16 protein-coding genes are annotated in these 17,071 nt (G+C 69.7%); 7 read left to right on the forward strand and 9 right to left on the reverse strand.

The window, feature by feature from the left end:
- Positions 1-3: 3 nt before the first annotated feature.
- On the reverse strand, positions 4-693 hold the full coding sequence (locus C8E99_RS15030) for a uracil-DNA glycosylase (protein WP_115932979.1): 690 nt from the start codon (positions 691-693) through the stop codon (positions 4-6).
- 125 nt (positions 694-818) lie between these two features.
- Between C8E99_RS15030 and C8E99_RS15035 the strand changes: the two genes are divergently transcribed.
- The 3 genes from C8E99_RS15035 to groL all read left to right on the forward strand — a co-directional run bounded on the left by C8E99_RS15035 (position 819) and on the right by groL (position 3,796).
- Positions 819-1,136: a DUF3263 domain-containing protein gene (locus tag C8E99_RS15035; RefSeq protein ID WP_115932980.1), complete on the forward strand. Its 318-nt coding sequence runs from the start codon at positions 819-821 to the stop codon at positions 1,134-1,136.
- 96 nt (positions 1,137-1,232) lie between these two features.
- Positions 1,233-1,928: a LytR C-terminal domain-containing protein gene (locus tag C8E99_RS15040; protein ID WP_115932981.1), complete on the forward strand. Its 696-nt coding sequence runs from the start codon at positions 1,233-1,235 to the stop codon at positions 1,926-1,928.
- A gap of 230 nt (positions 1,929-2,158) precedes the next feature.
- On the forward strand, positions 2,159-3,796 hold the full coding sequence (groL, locus tag C8E99_RS15045) for a chaperonin GroEL (RefSeq protein ID WP_115932982.1): 1,638 nt from the start codon (positions 2,159-2,161) through the stop codon (positions 3,794-3,796).
- A 149-nt stretch (positions 3,797-3,945) separates the two neighbouring features.
- Here groL and C8E99_RS15050 read toward each other — a convergent pair whose 3' ends face one another.
- The 5 genes from C8E99_RS15050 to C8E99_RS15070 all read right to left on the reverse strand — a co-directional run bounded on the left by C8E99_RS15050 (position 3,946) and on the right by C8E99_RS15070 (position 9,596).
- The gene (locus C8E99_RS15050) at positions 3,946-4,878 is read right to left on the reverse strand and encodes a DUF4031 domain-containing protein (protein ID WP_115933531.1); all 933 of its coding nucleotides are present in this window, start codon (positions 4,876-4,878) and stop codon (positions 3,946-3,948) included.
- A gap of 134 nt (positions 4,879-5,012) precedes the next feature.
- Positions 5,013-5,303, reverse strand: a complete 291-nt coding sequence (locus C8E99_RS15055; RefSeq protein ID WP_115932983.1) for a WXG100 family type VII secretion target — start codon at positions 5,301-5,303, stop codon at positions 5,013-5,015.
- Positions 5,304-5,395: 92 nt separating this feature from the next.
- Entirely contained in the window at positions 5,396-7,063 is a 1,668-nt protein-coding gene (locus tag C8E99_RS15060; RefSeq protein WP_170144628.1) for a sensor histidine kinase, read from the reverse strand.
- A gap of 57 nt (positions 7,064-7,120) precedes the next feature.
- Positions 7,121-7,828, reverse strand: a complete 708-nt coding sequence (locus C8E99_RS15065) for a response regulator transcription factor (RefSeq protein ID WP_115932984.1) — start codon at positions 7,826-7,828, stop codon at positions 7,121-7,123.
- Positions 7,829-7,898: 70 nt separating this feature from the next.
- Complete coding sequence (locus tag C8E99_RS15070) at positions 7,899-9,596, reverse strand: DNA repair helicase XPB (protein WP_115932985.1); 1,698 nt, start codon at positions 9,594-9,596, stop codon at positions 7,899-7,901.
- A gap of 191 nt (positions 9,597-9,787) precedes the next feature.
- Between C8E99_RS15070 and C8E99_RS15075 the strand changes: the two genes are divergently transcribed.
- Positions 9,788-10,594 carry a formate/nitrite transporter family protein gene (locus tag C8E99_RS15075; RefSeq protein ID WP_170144629.1) on the forward strand — a complete coding sequence of 269 codons (807 nt, stop codon included), beginning with the start codon at positions 9,788-9,790 and terminating at the stop codon, positions 10,592-10,594.
- Here C8E99_RS15075 and C8E99_RS15080 read toward each other — a convergent pair.
- On the reverse strand, positions 10,591-12,975 hold the full coding sequence (locus C8E99_RS15080; protein WP_115932987.1) for a helicase-associated domain-containing protein: 2,385 nt from the start codon (positions 12,973-12,975) through the stop codon (positions 10,591-10,593). The two genes, C8E99_RS15075 and C8E99_RS15080, sit on opposite strands and share 4 nt — an antisense overlap.
- 15 nt (positions 12,976-12,990) lie before the next feature.
- Positions 12,991-13,278 carry a hypothetical protein gene (locus C8E99_RS15085; protein WP_115932988.1) on the reverse strand — a complete coding sequence of 96 codons (288 nt, stop codon included), beginning with the start codon at positions 13,276-13,278 and terminating at the stop codon, positions 12,991-12,993.
- Positions 13,279-13,602: 324 nt separating this feature from the next.
- Here C8E99_RS15085 and C8E99_RS15090 point away from each other — a divergent pair, with 324 nt between their 5' ends.
- Both C8E99_RS15090 and C8E99_RS15095 read left to right on the forward strand, forming a co-directional pair.
- Positions 13,603-13,986 (forward strand): cold-shock protein, encoded by a 384-nt coding sequence (locus C8E99_RS15090; protein ID WP_115932989.1) that lies wholly within the window; start codon positions 13,603-13,605, stop codon positions 13,984-13,986.
- Positions 13,970-14,566: a DUF3027 domain-containing protein gene (locus tag C8E99_RS15095; protein ID WP_115932990.1), complete on the forward strand. Its 597-nt coding sequence runs from the start codon at positions 13,970-13,972 to the stop codon at positions 14,564-14,566. The genes C8E99_RS15090 and C8E99_RS15095 overlap by 17 nt, the downstream gene beginning before the upstream one ends.
- 99 nt (positions 14,567-14,665) lie before the next feature.
- On the opposite strand, the gene serC is transcribed toward C8E99_RS15095, so the two are convergent.
- Positions 14,666-15,793, reverse strand: coding sequence for a phosphoserine transaminase (serC, locus tag C8E99_RS15100; protein WP_115932991.1), 1,128 nt, complete (start codon positions 15,791-15,793; stop codon positions 14,666-14,668).
- 239 nt (positions 15,794-16,032) lie between these two features.
- Between serC and C8E99_RS15105 the strand changes: the two genes are divergently transcribed.
- Positions 16,033-16,740, forward strand: coding sequence for an iron-dependent transcriptional repressor DtxR (locus tag C8E99_RS15105; protein WP_115932992.1), 708 nt, complete (start codon positions 16,033-16,035; stop codon positions 16,738-16,740).
- Positions 16,741-17,071 lie beyond the last annotated feature (331 nt).

Genomic DNA, 17,071 nt, shown 5'->3' on the forward strand with positions numbered 1-17,071 from the left:
TGCTCAGCCGATGCGCCAGTCGATCGGGATGGCACCGGCCTGCTGGAGCAGCTCGTTCGTCCGGCTGAAGGGCTTCGAACCGAAGAACCCGCGGCGTGCGGACAGCGGCGAGGGGTGCACGGACTCGACGATCCCCACCGGACTGACCTGCGGCGCACACTCCTGCAGCACGGGGGCCATCTTCCGCGCATCGGCGCCCCAGAGGATCGCCACGAGCGGTGTGCCTCGAGAGGCCAGGGCCTGGACGGCGGCCTGTGTGATGCCCTCCCAGCCGAGCCTGCGGTGGCTGGCCGGCTCCCCGGCGGCCACCGTCAGCACGCGGTTGAGCAGCAGGACGCCCTGGTCCGCCCACGCGGTCAGGTCCCCGTGGGCGGCGGGCGGGACGCCCACATCGCTGGAGAGCTCCCGGTAGATGTTCACCAGTGAGCGCGGCAGCGGGGACACGTGCCGGTCCACCGCGAAGCTCATCCCGATCGGGTGTCCCGGCGTCGGGTACGGGTCCTGCCCCAGGATGAGTACCTTCACCTGCTCGAAGGGCTGCCGGAAGGCGCGCAGCACGTTCTCCGGGGCGGGCAGGATCTGCTCTCCGGCCGCGCGTCGGGCCTGGATGTTCTGCCCGACGACGGCCAGGGCCTCGCGCTGCGAGGCCAGAGCGCGTTCCCAGCCGGGATCCAAGGGGGCGATGAGGTCCACGTCGGCAGACTACCGGTCCGTCCGGCGACCTGCGTCCAGGTGCCGCCCATCAGTAGTCGGGACGAATGACACCGGTGTAGTTTCGGCCGGTAGACTGTGCAGTACCCCCGTTGGAAGGACCCCTCATGACTGCAGCGAACCCCGCCGAGCCGGACGGTGCTCCGGCCCCGTCCGAGGGCGCCGTGGATCCCGCCGTGGACGCCTTGTCCGAGCGCGACCGGGACATCCTGGACTTCGAGGACCAGTGGTGGAAGTACGGCGGAGCGAAGGACCAGGCCATTCGCGACCGGTTCTCCCTCTCGGCGACCACGTACTACCAGGTGCTCAACGGTCTGCTGGACCGTCAGGAGGCGCTGGCGCACAAGCCCATGCTCGTCAAGAGATTGCGTAGACTACGGACCACGCGCCACCGTGCACGCAGTGCCCGGCGGCAGGAGGCCTGAGCACCGCATCGGCGGTCGGGCCGTGTCCATCTCCATGACGTCCCCCGCTCACCCGGGAACCGCGCCGTGGAGCCGAGAATCTGGTGATGGTGGCCAATGACTCTGTACCCGCACGATCAATTCGACGATGTCCCCGCCTACAAGGACCGCAAGGGAACCCACCGGGCCGACCCCACCCTGACGACTGGTTCCTCGGGCCTGGTGGGAATCTCCGTCGCGGCCGCACTGGCCCTGGCCGTGGGAGCTTTCTCCTTCCTGGTCCTGCCCTCACTGCTGCCCTCCGACCCGGCCAACGCGGGCGCCGCCGCCAGTGCCTCCGCCAGTGCGTCCGCCACGGTGGAGGCCCCAGCGGAGTCCGCCGGGCCCGAGGCCAGCCCCACCGGCGAGATGACGTCCTCACCGGAGGACCTCGAATCCCCTGAGGCCTCCGAACCGGCCGAGACCGCAGCATCCGGGGAGGCGTCCGCCGCCGAGTCCGAACCGGTCGAGTCCGAACCGGCTGAGTCCGAAGCGGCCATGGATACCGGGGACACCTCCGCGCCCGTCGAGGTCTACAACTCCTCCTCGATCGGCGGCCTGGCCGGCCGCGTCTCCGGCGTCCTGTCCTCAGGCGGCTTCACAGTGGCCGGCTCCGGGAACTGGCAGGGCTTCTCCGTGTCCGGCTCGGCCGTGTACTACTCGCAGAATGAGACCACCGCCCAGGCTGTGGCTGCCGAGCTGGGCCTTCCGCTGGTCTACGAGGCGCGCGTGCCCGGCGTCGCCGTGGTGCTCAGCTCCGACTACGCCGGCTGAAAAGCCGTCCCACAGATCGGCTGCTGTTTGCACTCGGAGGGTGCGAGTGCTAAATATGGACTAGCACTCTGAGGTTGTGACTGCCAAAACCCGCAGGCATGCGGGTGGTCCTGGCCTCGGAGCAGACCTGAACGTGGTGAGGCCCGGCTCCGGGCCGTCCGTCGCGGGCACTGCACAGGTCAGTTGAACACTGCCAAGCAACGCCAAGGTCCAGAAAGGACAGTGCACACATGGCCAAGACCATTGCATTCGACGAAGAGGCGCGCCGCGGCCTGGAACGGGGTCTGAACACCCTGGCCGACGCGGTCAAGGTCACCCTCGGCCCCCGCGGCCGCAACGTGGTGCTGGAGAAGAAGTGGGGCGCTCCCACGATCACCAATGACGGTGTCTCCATCGCCAAGGAGATCGAGCTCGACGATCCGTACGAGAAGATCGGTGCCGAGCTCGTCAAGGAAGTTGCCAAGAAGACTGACGACGTCGCCGGTGACGGCACCACCACCGCCACCGTGCTGGCCCAGGCCCTCGTCAAGGAAGGCCTGCGCAACGTCGCGGCCGGAGCTGACCCGCTCTCCCTGAAGCGCGGCATCGAGAAGGCCGTCGCCGCCGTCATCGAGGAGCTCGTGGCCTCCGCGAAGCCGATCGAGACCAAGGAGCAGATCGCCGCCACCGCATCCATCTCCGCCGCTGACACCCAGATCGGCTCGCTCATCGCCGAGGCGCTGGACAAGGTCGGCAAGGAGGGCGTCGTCACCGTCGAGGAGTCCCAGACCTTCGGCCTGGAGCTCGAGCTGACCGAGGGCATGCGCTTCGACAAGGGCTACCTCTCCGGCTACTTCGTCACCGACGCCGAGCGCCAGGAGACGGTGCTGGAGGATCCCTACATCCTCATCGTCAACTCCAAGATCTCCACCGTGAAGGACATGGTCGCCCTTCTCGAGAAGATCATGCAGTCCGGCAAGTCCCTGCTGATCATCGCCGAGGACGTCGAGGGCGAAGCCCTGGCCACCCTCGTGGTCAACAAGCTCAAGGGCACCTTCAAGTCCGTGGCCGTCAAGGCCCCGGGCTTCGGTGACCGCCGCAAGGCCATGCTGGCCGACATCGCCATCCTCACCGGTGGCCAGGTCATCTCCGAAGAGGTCGGCCTGACCCTGGAGAACGCCGGCATCGAGACCCTGGGCACCGCCCGCAAGGTCGTCATCACCAAGGACGAGACCACCATCGTCGAGGGTGCCGGCGACGCCGAGCAGATCGCCGGCCGAGTGGCCCAGATCCGCGCCGAGATGGAGAACACCGACTCGGACTACGATCGCGAGAAGCTGCAGGAGCGCCTGGCCAAGCTGGCCGGCGGCGTGGCCGTCATCAAGGCCGGTGCTGCCACCGAGGTCGAGCTCAAGGAGCGTAAGCACCGCATCGAGGATGCAGTGCGCAACGCCAAGGCAGCGGTGGAGGAGGGCATCGTCGCCGGCGGCGGCGTGGCCCTGACCCAGGCTGGTGCCAAGGCCTTCGTCAAGCTCTCCCTGGAGGGTGACGAGGCCACCGGCGCCAACATCGTCAAGGTCGCCATCGAGGCCCCGATGAAGCAGATCGCCTTCAACGCCGGCCTGGAGCCGGGCGTCGTGGCTGCCAAGGTCCGCTCCCTGCCCGACGGTCACGGCCTCAACGCCGCCACCGGCGAGTACGAGGACCTGCTGGCCGCCGGCGTCAACGATCCGGTCAAGGTGACCCGCTCTGCCCTGCAGAACGCGGCCTCGATCGCCGGTCTGTTCCTCACCACCGAGGCCGTCGTGGCCGACAAGCCCGAGCCGGCTTCGGCCATGCCGGGCGGCGACGACATGGGCGGCATGGGTGGTATGGGCGGCATGATGTGATCCAGTGACCCCCTGAGGTTCACTGAGCGCCCAGCACTCACGGAACCCCCACCTTCTCGCTTTCAGTCGAGTTGGTGGGGGTTCCGGCGTTTAACACCCACGCCAAATCGACTGAAAACGAGGGTGCAGCGGGGCCAGGGCCGTGCGGGTCAGCGGGTCCAGTGCCGCGAGGTGGGATGCAGCTCGGCGGACAGGTTCCGCCGGGCATGGCGCTCCCAGAGCCGCGCACCGGTGGTGGTCCGGTACAGGGGGTCCAAGGCCAGCAGGGACTGGACGACGCCGGCCCGCCCGGTGGCGAAGTCAGCGTCCGGCACGTGCGCGAAGTCCTGGCGCACGGCCGACAGGTAGCGGGCATAATCCCCTCGGGGCCGGCCCAGCACCTCCAGGTCGGCGTCACTGAACACCGCCCCCGTCCGGTCCCCGGGGGCCGGGTCATGGGAGGCGGTCATCCGCACGAGCCGTGCCGTCTCCTCGATCTCCGGATCCGGCAGGCCCAACTCGGACAGGGCCTGCTCGGCCAGTACAGCGGAGTCCTCCTCGTCCTGGCCCGCCGGCCGCTGTGGGTCCCCGAGGTAGACGGCATCGTGGAACCAGGCGGCCAGCTTCACGCTGCGCGTCCACCGGCCGCAGTCCTCGCCGTGTCTGACCAGCACGTCGATGGCCCTGAGCACGGCCAGCAGATGCGAGCGATCGTGGTAGTGCCGGTGGGGTTCGGACCACCGGGACAGCAGGTCTGCCACCACCGGTTCCCGCTCCAGGGGAGAAGTACCCGGGAACAGCCGATTGAACCGCTGGGTGAGGATCTTGTCCAGTTTGCCGGCCCGGTGGGCGGCTGGGATACGCAGCCCGGAGGCCACGAGCCGGCGGACCAGGTCCGCACCGCTGACCTCCACGGCACCGCGTGCCACCAGCTCGGCATAGCGCTCCACGGGGACGTCATAGTGGTCACCGTCGAAGGCACGCCGGGAGATGCCGGCCGCCGCCGCGAAGTCGTGCAGTTCCTCGAGGGAGTGGTCCGAGACCAGGTGGGAGAACACGGTGCCGTGGGCCGGCCACCGCGCCGGATCGATCAGCACCGTCATGCAGCCCATCCTAGTTTTCCGTCGACTTGGTGTGGGTATCTCGCCTCTGACACCCACACCAACTCGACTGAAAACGTGGGACCTCGACTGAAAACGTGGGACCTCGACTGGAAGCGGGGACGTGGAAAGAAGGGTCAGCCGCGGAACATCGAGGCGTTGGCCGTCTCGGCGTCCAAGTACTGCTGGGCCGCATGGGTCATGGCGCCGCGGATGGACACGAGGGACTCCTCCACCCGGGCCTGGGTGGCCCGCCATTCCGTGAGGATTGCCTGGAAGTTGTTGGCGGCCTGGCCGCGCCAGGTGTCCTGGAGCTGGCGGAGGTTCGCTTCCATGGCGTTCACCTCCGTCTGGAGGCGGCCGATGGAGGACTCCACGGCCTGGCTCTTGGCCATGAGGTCTTCGGTGTCGATCTGGACGAGTGCCATGTTCTCTCCTGCGGGGCTGGGGGTCAGCGCGGAACGGTGTTGTCCCGGCTGATCTCACGCTAGGCAGGTGCCCGTCCCCGTGGGGTCCGTGGCTACCCGGATGTGGAGGAGTGGCCGGAGCCGGGTGCCTGTGGAGGACGCGGCGGGATGACCGGGGGCCCGGCCGAGGTGTCTTCCTGGCCGCCCTGGACTTCGGTTCCGGCCTCGTCCGGCGTCTGGTCATCCTCGTCCGCGGAGGGGTCCACCCAGGGCATCCGCACCGACATGGTGGCCCCGCCGCCGGGCGTCTGGTCCAGCCGCACGGTGCCGTCGTGCTGGGCCACGATGGCCGCCACGATGGCCAGCCCCAGGCCGGTGCCGCCGGTCTCGCGTTGCCGGGAGGAATCGGCCCGGTAGAAGCGTTCGAAGACGCGGGAGGCATCCTGCTCGTCGATGCCCGGGCCGTGGTCCCGGATCTCGATGACGCAATCACGGGAGCCGTGGACCTGCCGCCCGTCGGCGTGGACGGATCCGGGGAGCACGTCCACGGTGCCCACGGCGATCTCCAGCGGCGTTCCCGCCGGGGAGTACCGCAGCGCGTTGGTGACCAGGTTGGTGACCACCTGGCGGATCTTGCCCTCGTCGCCGAGCGTGGGCGCGGAACCGGCGCGGCCGCCGTCGAGCCCCTCGAGGCTGATCTCGCGGTCCGGGGCGTTCACGCGGGCGTCCAGGACGGCGTCGTGGGCCAGGAGCATGAGGTCCACCGGACGGTGCTCGAGCGGGCGCTGTTCGTCCAGGCGGGCGAGGGTGAGGAGGTCCTCCACCAACTGGCCCATGCGCTTGGCCTCGCCCTCGATCCGCCCCATGGCCGCACCGACGTCATCCGGGTCGCTGATCCCGCCGTGGCGGTACAGCTCGGAGAACCCGCGGATCGTCACCAGCGGGGTGCGCAGCTCGTGGGAGGCGTCCTGGATGAACCGGCGCATGCGCTCCTCGGACTGCTCCTTGGACCGGAACGCCGTCTCGATGTGGGCGAGCATCGCGTTGAGGGAACGGGACAGGCGGCCCACCTCGGTGTCCGGAGCACCCATCTCCACACGGCGGGACAGGTCCCCCGCGGCGATCTGGGCGGCGGTCCGCTCCACCCGCAACAGGGGCTTGAAGGCGCGCGTGGTCACGGCGTAGGCGATGACCGAGGCGCCGGCGGTGGCCAGCAGGCCGATCGTGACCACGAGGGAGGTCACCCGGTCCACGGAGTCGTGGACCGGTTCCAGCGGCAGGGCGATGGCCAGCGAGCCCTCACCGGAGGCCAGCCGGTACATCGTCACCCGCCAGCCGCGGGAGGCCTCCGTGGTCCCGGAGACGTCGAACGCCTCGTTGCCGCGTTCCAACACCTCGTCGGCGGTCAACGACGGAACCACCGGGCGGTCCTCGTTGGCCCCGGTGAAGGAGGAGTTGGTGGTGGTGTTGCCGTGGTTGTCCTGCAGCTCACCGTAGAAGCGCAGGATGGACTGCGGCGAGGAGAAGTACCCCGTGTCCGTCCCCAGACTCGTCAGGTAGACCGAGACGTTGTTGCGGTTGGCGTGGAGGTCATCGTCGATCTGGCGGACGAGCTCCTGCCGGAACAGGGAGGCGGTGAGGGCGGCGGTGACGATCACGGCCAGCAGCATCAGACCGGTGGTCATGACCACCAACTGCGTCCGCAGGGAGGAGGTCTTCCAGAGCCGGGCGAGCTCGTGGAACGGCCGGAAGCGCCCGGCGCGGTTCACGGTTGCAGGCATGCGCTCAAGGATACGGATCTGCGGGAACAGACAAGGACAGAGGTCAGCAGCGCCGGATCAGCGCTTGTCCGCGGACCGCAGCAGGTAGCCGACACCGCGCTTGGTCTGGATCATGTCCGGCAGGTCAGCGCGGTCGATCTTGCGGCGCAGGTAGGAGATGTAGGACTCCACGATGGAGGCGTCGCCGTTGAAGTCGTACTCCCAGACGTGATCCAGGATCTGCGACTTGGACAGCACCCGGTTGGGGTTCATCATCAGGTAGCGCAGGAGCTTGAACTCGGTGGGGGAGAGCTCAACGACCTCGCCGGCGCGGCGGACCTCATGGGCGTCGTCGTCGAGTTCCAGGTCGTCCACACGGAGGATGGCCTCGTCTCCCTCGGCCGGTGCGGTGCGGCGCAGCACGGCGCGGATGCGGGCCACCACCTCGTCCAGGGAGAACGGCTTGGTGACGTAGTCGTCGCCACCGACGGTCAGGCCGGTGACCTTGTCCTCCGTGTCATCACGGGCGGTGAGGAACAGCACGGGGAAGTGGCGGCCGGCGGCACGGAGCTTGCGGGTCACCGTGAAACCGTCCATGTCCGGCAGCATGACGTCCAGCACGGCCAGGTCCGGTTGCTCCTTCTCGGCGGCGGCCAGGGCATCGCGTCCGTTGGCGGCCGCGACCACCTCGAATCCGGCGAACCGCAGGGACGTGGAGAGGAGCTCGCGGATGTTCGGCTCGTCATCCACGACCAGGAGCTTGGCTTCAGGTTCCTTTGACTTCATGTCTCCATCGTCCACCCGTTCGCTGGACGTTTCCTGAATGCCTGCTGGATGCAGTGGCCCGGCGGGCGGCTCAACTCGGCGTCAGGTCCCCGGCATCCAGGATCGTGTAGGCGTAGCCCTGCTCGGCCAGGAACCGCTGGCGCTTCTGTGCATACTCCTGATCCAGGGTGTCCCGGGAGACCACGGTGTAGAAGTAGGCTGACTTGCCGTCCTCCTTGGGCCGCAACAGCCGTCCCAGCCGTTGGGCCTCCTCCTGCCGGGACCCGTAGGACCCGGAGACCTGGATCGCCACGGAGGCCTCCGGCAGGTCAATGGAGAAGTTCGCGACCTTGGACACCACCAGTACGTCGATCCGGCCCTCGCGGAACTCGCCGAACAGCCGCTGCCGCTCGGCCACGGAGGTGGCCCCGGTCAGTACCGGCGCCTCCAGCAGTTCGCCCAGCTCGGCCAACTGGTCCAGGTACTGCCCGATCACCAGCACCTGCTCACCGGGGTGCCGGGCCACCAGTGACCTCACCACCGGCAGCTTGATGTCCGAGGAGGAGCACAGCCGGTACTTGTCCGCGTCCTCGGCCATCGCGTAGGCGATCCGCTCGTCCCGCGGCAGCTCCACGCGGACCTCGATGCACTCGGCCGGCGCGATGTAGCCCTGGGCCTCGATGTCCTTCCACGGGGCGTCGTAGCGCTTCGGGCCGATGAGGGAGAACACCTCGGACTCTCGCCCGTCCTCCCGGACCAGGGTGGCGGTGAGGCCGAGTCGGCGCCGGGCCTGCAGGTCTGCCGTCATCCGGAAGATGGGGGCCGGCAGCAAGTGCACTTCGTCGTAGATGATCAGTCCCCAGTCGTGTCCGTTCACCAGTTCCAGATGCGGGTAGAGGCCGCCGCGCTTCAGGGTCAGCACCTGATAGGTCGCGATGGTCACGGGGCGCACCTCCTTGACGGAGCCCGAGTACTCGCCGATCTCCGCCTCCGTCAGCGTGGTGCGCTTCAGCAGCTCCGCCTTCCACTGCCGCGCCGAGACGGTGTTGGTCACCAGGATCAGCGTGGTCGCGTTCGCCGTGGCCATGGCACCGGCGCCCACCAGGGTCTTGCCGGCGCCACACGGCAGGACCACGACGCCGGACCCGCCGGCCCAGAAGTTCTCCACCGCCAGGCGCTGGTAGGGACGCAACCGCCAGGGTTCCGCGGGCTGGGCGCCGGCCGGGCCGGCGTCGGGCACTTCCCCGCTGTCCGGCACCTCGGTGAGGCCGATGGGATAGGGGGTGCCGTCCACGTAGCCGGCAAGGTCCTCGGCGGGCCAGCCGAGCTTGAGCAGCTGCTGCTTGAGCTGGCCACGGCTGGCGGTGTGCACCACCACGGTCTCCCCGTTGATGCGCGGACCGAACATCTCCGCGGTCTTCCGGGCGTGCAGCACCTCCTCGAGCACGGCGTAGTCGTCCGTGCGCATCACGAGGCCGTGCACCGGGTCGTTCTCCAGGCGTAGCCGGCCGTAGCGGGACATGGTGTCGTCGATGTCCAGCAGCAGGGCATGCGGGACCGGGTACCGGGAGTAGGTCAGCAGCACGTCCAGCACTCGCTCCGCATCCACCCCGGCGGCCCGGGCGTTCCACAGGCCCAGGTTCGTGATCCGGTAGGTGTGCACGTGCTCCGGTGCGCGCTCCAGCTCGGCGAAGGACGCGAGGGCGTGCCGTGCCTCGGTGGCCTGGGGGTGGTCCACCTCCAACAGCACGGTCTTGTCCGATTGGACTATCAACGGGCCATCGGCCACGGGTCCTCCTCAGGAGCGGAACGGGTGCGGGAACCAGTCCATTCTCGCGCGTGGGGGCCGAACCGTCGAAGCGTGCCGCTGGCCTGGCATTGCTGGCACGGTTACTCGCCGTCCGGCTCGGTCGTGCGGCGTCCGTGGATACGATGGCCGTGTCGGAGGGGGACCGGCCCTCTCCCTCCGAGAGGAGCGCCATGTCCTACGTCGGCCCGGAGAAGGTGGCCGTCTCCATGCTGGAGTCCGGCCTCGCCAAGACCAAGCTCAGCGCCGCGCAGATGGTCCTGCGTGGTGCCGTTTCCACGTTCCTGCTCGGGGCAGCCGTGTTGCTGGCCGTCACCGCCGCGGGACAGAGCGGCGTGGATGTCTTCGGAGCACTGCTGTTTCCCATGGGCCTGGTCATGGTCATCCTCCTGGGCCTGGAACTGCTCACCGGCAACATGGCGCTCGTCCCGTTGGCGGTGATCGAGAAGCGGGCCTCCTTCGGCCACATGGTGGGGAGCTTCGGCTGGGTCTTGTTCGGGCACATACTCGGCGGGCTGCTGGCGGCGCTGCTGATCGCGGCCTTGTTGACCGAGTGGTGGACGGCTCAGGCCGACGAGTTCGGTCTGGCCATCGCGGACATGGCGGCCGAGAAGACCATCGGCTATCAGCATCTGGGCTACCTCGGTGGAGCAGGGCTGGCGCTACTCAATGGCATCCTCTGCAACGGACTGGTGTGCCTGGGCGTGGTGATGGGCATGACCAGCACGGACACCACGGGCAAGATCCTGGCCATCTGGTTCCCGATCGCCGCCTTCTACGCCCTGGGGTTCGAGCACAGCGTGGTGAACCTCTTCGTCATCCCTGCGGGCATGATGCTCGGCGCCCCGGTCGGGATCGACGACTGGTGGCTGTGGAACCAGATACCCGTGCTGGTCGGCAACCTGATCGGCGCCTTGGCCCTGACCGGCCTGCCCCTGCACTACGCCTTCAGGCAGCGTACCGCCAGCGCCAGCGACTAGGTATCGGCCAGCGCCGAGGGTTCGGCTGACACGATCCGGTGCAGCGGCACCACCGTCTCGGCCTCGCGGTCCGGAACAAGGCAGCGGACGCGTCCGCCGGCGACGGCCAGGGGCACCACGCGGCGGGACTGGCGTTGACCCCGTTGGTCCACGGTGACGAGAACGATCTCGGTCCGCTGGCGCGCGGCCTGGTGCAGCACGGCCACCGCCTCTTCGGTCCCCGCACCGCTCGGGGACGGCTGCGGGGCCGACCGCAACCGGGCGATCTGCGCGGCCAGCTCCTCCTCGGACGGCGACCAACGCACGGCACGGACGGGCTCCGGGAAGGTGGCGTCCCCGGCGTTCGTGCGCGGTGCGGGTCCGGACGGGCCATCGTCGTTCGAGGCGCTGTCTCGGACGGACGCGGCCCAGTGCCCGGCCTCCGCCAGCATCCGGTGCAGGACCGCCGGCCCGACGCCGGCCACCACCACGGTGGGTGCCAGCCGGTCCAGCCGGGCCGCGGCCAGGGCCGGATCGGCGACGATGACGTCCAGCAGACCCTCGTCGTCGGAACGTAGCCAGGCACCTGCGGCCCCGACGGTGAGCGTGCCGTGGCGCCGGGCCACATCCCGGATCAGGTAGCGCAGCGACTGGGGGATCGCGTCCTCGGAATGGTCCTCGAGGAAGGCCTCGAGCTCCTCGGCGGTCGATCCCGCCTCCAGCGCCCGGTGCAGCGAGGCATCGGAGAACCGGTAGACCCGGGCGGTGCCATCGCCCTCCACCTCGGCCATCGCCGCCAGCCGTCCGGCCACGTCCGGGTCCAGGTAGCCCGGGGCCACGGCAGTCAGGTCGCCCTGCAGACGCACCCGAGTGAGCGGGGCTGGCAGGGCAGTCCCGACGGCGGCGGCGGCCTCGTCGAGCCGTCCTGCCGCCACGAGTGCCCCGGCCGCGGTGAGGGTCCCGGCGCCGACCAGGCCCAGCCGGTCGGCCTCCGCCAGCAGGGGGAGGGTGAAGGCGGCGCTGCGGGCGTACTGCCGGGGTCCGCGCCACCGCTGGCGTTCGGGGACGGCCTCGTCCAACCGGGCGCCGGGCTGCTCGTCCGAGACCTCCAGGGCCGCCTCGAGCACGGCCGCTCGGAGACGGGGCGCGTCCGGGCGGTTGCGGTCCGGAGCCAGGGCCCGCCGGGCAGCGGTGCCGACCTCGGTGGCAGCGGTGCCCGACCCGAGACCGGAGGCCCCGAAGGGTACGGGACCGAGCATCGGTGCGCGGCCGCTGGACAGCCAGCCGGCGACGAGGGATTCCCATTGCACCTGGCGTTCGCTGCGCCGCCAGTCCGGGACCGTGGCAGCGGGTACCCAAAGAGAGGTGTCTGGGTCCAGGACCACGAGACCGGCGGATGCCAGCAGCTCCAGCAGCCAGGAGACGTCCTCGGGGGTGCCGCCCGAGACGTCGGCCAGCCGCTTCAGGTCACGCACCCCCACCCCGCCTGAGCGCAGGGTCGGCAGCCCACCGTTCAGCGCCTCCAGGAGGTCGGCGGAGCCGCGCAACAGGTCGCCGACAGCCGCCAGGGCGGCGTTGCGGGACAGAGCCGGGTTGACGGCTCGGCCGGACGGAGCCGGCGGCTCAGGGTGAACGGTGCGGCCGGCGGTCCCGTGACGCCAGGCCAGCCCGGCCTCCAGTGGGTGTTCGGCCACGGATCCCTCGGAGCCGGACCGGTCCGCGCCCAGCGGCACCAACAGGCCGGTGCGCAGGAGCACCTCGTGGACGGGACCCGGCGGCTCGGGGGCCCGGGCGACGGGCGAAGACTGCAGTGCATCCAGTGCCGCGGTGGCACGGCTCAGGAGATCGCCCTGGGCGGCCTCGCTGCCGAGCAGGGCCAGCACCCCCTCACGGTCCGTGGGCAGGACAATCTCGGAGCCGAGGGCGGCGGCGGTCCGTCCGAAGGACAACGGGTGGGGTCCCAGCGCGGCGGCGACCGGCACGGGCACACGCCAACCGGCGGAATGCTCCACCACGAGGGCGGCCCCGGCGAGATCGTGCACCAGGGAGCTGACCGCCGCGAGGTGCGCTTCATCAGGGGCTGTGCCGGAGAGCGACGGCGCCGTGCCGTCCGTGAGGAACGAGGCGAGCCGGGTGATCGTCACGGTGGGGCCGGCGTCGGGCCCGGTGGGTGGCAGCTGGCCCAGTACTGTCAGGACTGCCATGCCTTCGAGGACGTCCAGATGGGCGCGGTCCAATCCGTCCAGCGCTCGCAGGACGGACATTTGCGTACTGGCGCGGGCCGCGAGGGCGGCGAAATCGGGGACCGGAGGGTTGCACAGGTCCGGGCGCAGCGAGAACAGCCGTTCCAGGCGATGGTCCGGCCACCCGGAGAGGTGGTCCGTCAGCGTGGCGGCCCTCATGCGCACCGGGCCGGGTCAGGCGCGGCGTCTCAGGACGGCCTTGGCCACCACGTAGGTGAGCATCAGGACGAAACCGAGGGGGAGGCCGTAGAGGCCGAACCAGTAGAAGAGGGGCCAGGCCGTGACATCGAGGAAGTAGGAGACCAGCAGCAGCACCGTGGCCGCGCAGGAGACCGCGGTCAAGGTGGCGCCCACGATCAGCAGGGTCCTCAGCCAGAGCGAGGTCTCCGTGGTGGACGGGGCCGCGGTTTCGGTGCCGCCGTGAGCGCGGACGTCGGGGGAGGCGAAGGGGCGAACGGACATGGCCCCCAGTCTACGCCGCGTGCTCGCCGGGACCTCGGAGGGGAAGCTGCGGGAGAAATCCGGGGGTAAGAGGGTATCCTGAGGGCGTTACAGACTTTCCCTTCCGACCGGCACGGGCCGCGGCACAGTGGAGTAGGGCCGCCCGGACCATGACGTCCGAGGACAGGACCACCCCGCGAGCCGGCAGCGCAGCCAGGGCCCGGGAGCCTGCCGGACCACGAGGGTCCGCGGCCAACCGGTGGCCCGGTGCGATGATCCGACCGGGCGGCCACGGCACGCCGACAGGGCCGGAAGGGGTACCGAGGAGAGATAAGGACATCAAGAATGCCGACCGGCAAAGTAAAGTTCTACGATTCGACCAAGGGCTTCGGCTTCATCCACACGGATGAGGGACACGAGGTCCACCTGCCCGCCTCCGCACTGCCCGAGGGCGTGACCGAGGTCCGGGCCGGAACCCGTATGGAGTTCGGTGTGGCCGAGGGGCGCCGCGGACCCCAGGCTCTGAACGCGCGCATCCTCACCGACGGTCCCTCCGTGGTGCGGGCGACCCGCCGCAAGCCGCAGGACATGGCCGTGGTGGTCGAGGACCTCATCAAGTGGATGGACGTGGCCTCCAACAGCCTGCGCAAGGGCAAGTACCCGCAGAAGGCCCAGGCCGAGAAGATCGCCATGGCCCTGCGCAAGGTGGCCGATGAACTTGAAGCCTGAGACCTCCGCCCCTGAGGACACCGGGGCAGACCCAACAGCTGAGTCGCCCGCGGCCGGCGAGACCGTGCAGTCCGAAGGCCGCTCCGTGCGGATTCCGCCGAAGCCGACGAGGGCACCGCGCAAGCGCACCCCGAAGCTGGACGACCTGCTGGCCGCCGCCGTGGCCGAGGCCCGGGCGGCGCTGGAAGGTCTGGCCGAGGACGGGGACATCGGTGAGCACGTGGGCACCGTGGCGGACGACGACCGCCTGGTCACCCATCGCTTTGCCGCGTCCCTGTCCGGCTACGGCGGCTGGGAGTGGTTCGCCACCCTGTCCCGGGCTCCCCGCAGCAAGGTCGTCACCGTGTGCGAGACCGGGCTGCTGCCCGGGGCGACGGCGATCCTGGCCCCCGACTGGCTGCCGTGGTCTGAGCGCGTGAGCCAGGAGGAGAAGATCCGCCTGGACGCGATCGCCGCCGGGGAGGACCCGGAGAAGGCCGTGGCCCGCGCCCGGGGGGAGCAGCAAGACCAGGAGAACCAGCAAGACCAGGAGAACCAGCAGGATGAGCCCCGGGACGAGGACTCCTCACCACAGGGCTGAGGGCCCGAGAACCGGCCCGGAGGAGGACAACGACGGCGGCGCACCCGGGTGGGTGCGCCGCCGTCGTTCTCTGTCAGGTGCGGCTCAGGCCCAGTGCGCTCAGGAGAGGCGCTCGACGACGTGGTCGATGCTGGCCAGCAAGGCCGTGACGTCATCCGGGTCGATGGCGGCGAACGTCGCGATGCGCAGCTGGTTGCGGCCGAGCTTGCGGTACGGCTCCACGTCCACGACGCCGTTGGCTCGCAGCACGGTGGCCACGGCGGCGGCATCGACGCGGTCGTCGAAGTCGACCGTGGTGATCACGGCGGATCGGTCCTCGGGACGGGTGACGAACGGGGTGGCGAAGCTCGAGTTCTCGGCCCAGGTGTAGACCCGATTCGAGGAGTCGGCGGTGCGGGCCGTTACGAAGTCCAGGCCGCCGTTGGAGTTCATCCACTGGATCTGGTTGTCCAGCATCACCAGGGTGGCCAGGGCCGGGGTGTTGTAGGTCTGGTTCTTGACCGAGTTGTCCACGGCGGTCTTCAGGTCCAGGAAGTCCGGGATCCAGCGACCGGAGGCCTTGATCTCCTCCACCCGGCCCAGCGCAGCGGGGGAGAAGAGCGCCAGCCAGAGGCCGCCGTCCGAGGCGAAGTTCTTCTGCGGGGCGAAGTAGTAGGCATCGGCCTGGGACACGTCCACCGGCAGGCCTCCGGCGGCGGACGTCGCGTCCACGAGCACCAGGGCGTCATCCGCGGCACCGGACACGCGCTGCACGGGAGCAGCCACGCCGGTCGAGGTCTCATTCTGCGGCCAGGCATAGACGTCCACGCCATCCTCGGCTTGCGGCTCGGGGCGGGTACCGGGCTCGGCGGTGCGGATGGAGGAGGCCTCGAGGAAGGGAGCGTTGTCCGTGGCCTTGGCGAACTTCGAGCCGAACTCGCCGAAGGACAGGTGCTGGGCCTTGGAGCGGACCAGGCCGAAGCTGGCGGCATCCCAGAAGGCGGTGGAGCCGCCCACGCCGAGGATGACCTCGTAGCCCTCCGGGGCGGAGAACAGCTGCGTCAGGCCCTGACGGACGCTGCCGACCAGGTTCTTGACCGGCGCCTGGCGGTGGGAGGTGCCGAGCAGCTTCGGGCCGGCGGCCACCAGCGCCTGGACCTGGTCCGCGCGCACCTTGGACGGGCCGGCACCGAACCGTCCATCCTGCGGCAGCAGGTTCTGGGGAATGGTCACCTCGGGTGTGCTCATGGGATCTCCTGACGTGTCGGTAGGTCTCGGCCGGGCCGCGAAAGGCCATTCTCCCGCACCGCGGGGCGCGGGAACGCCACGTGTCGGGCAGGCCCTGCTCGGCCCGTGGCGGAACTCGTCCCCTGATCCCAGCCGCACGACTAGGATGGATGGTGGACTTCCCGTGTCCGCGCCCGCCACTGCCGGTGGGCAGTGACGGACACGACGCAACGTTGGGGACCTGGAGAGGAACATCAGCCGTGACGGACCTGATCGATACCACCGAGATGTATCTGCGCACGATCCTCGAGCTCGAGGAGGAGAGCATCGTCCCGCTGCGCGCCCGCATCGCCGAGCGCCTGGACCATTCCGGCCCCACCGTGTCCCAGACCGTAGCCCGCATGGAACGTGACGGCCTGGTGCATGTCCGCAACGACCGGCACCTGGAGCTGACCGAGGACGGCCGCGAGAAGGCCGTGGGCGTGATGCGCAAGCACCGCCTCGCCGAACGCCTGCTGGCCGACGTCATCGGCCTGGACTGGGCCTATGTGCATGAGGAGGCCTGCCGCTGGGAGCACATCATGAGCGAGCAGGTCGAACTGCGCCTGCTCGAGCTGCTCCACAACCCGGCGGAGTCGCCCTACGGGAACCCGATCCCGGGACTGGGCCACCTCCAGGCCCCGGTGCCCGGCCACGGATCCCCGTTCGACCGGGGCGAGCGGCTCTCGGTCGTGTCCGGTCAGCCCGGCCGCTACACCGTGGTGCGCCTGACCGAGGCCATCCAGACGGACCCTGAGCTGTTGGGCGAGCTGGCGCTGGCCGGCGTCCGTCCCAACCAGGACATCGAGATCGTGGCCAGTGACGGATATGTCACGGTCCGGCCCGCGGAAGCTGTGGAGGGCGGGGTGGCGCTCGAGGTGAACGGGGAGACCGCGTCTCACATCATCGTGGAGCGTCGCCAGCTCTGAACCGCGGTGGCTGACGGGTCAATTGCGGGTGACCAGCGGCGTTGTGGCATGATGTGATGCGGTGCAGGCCGCGCCAGGCCTCGGCCGGCGGCGCAGCACTGAAGACTTCCGCTGGTGGACCGGTGTGGCAATCACGCCGACGGACCTCCGGAACTCGTTGAAGAAGACACTGGCGTTACCGGTTCTGCACCGATTCGTGATCTGGCGTTGATCGAAGAACCCCGGAAACACGCGGCTCTCACCCCGGTCTGGCACGTTTTTCCACACCTCGTGACCTCAGCGTGACATTTATAAACTTTTGATATACCTTGGATCCAGCGCTTCGGACAGT

The sequence above is a fragment of the Citricoccus muralis genome (assembly GCF_003386075.1).
GTDB classification, from domain to species: domain Bacteria; phylum Actinomycetota; class Actinomycetes; order Actinomycetales; family Micrococcaceae; genus Citricoccus; species Citricoccus muralis.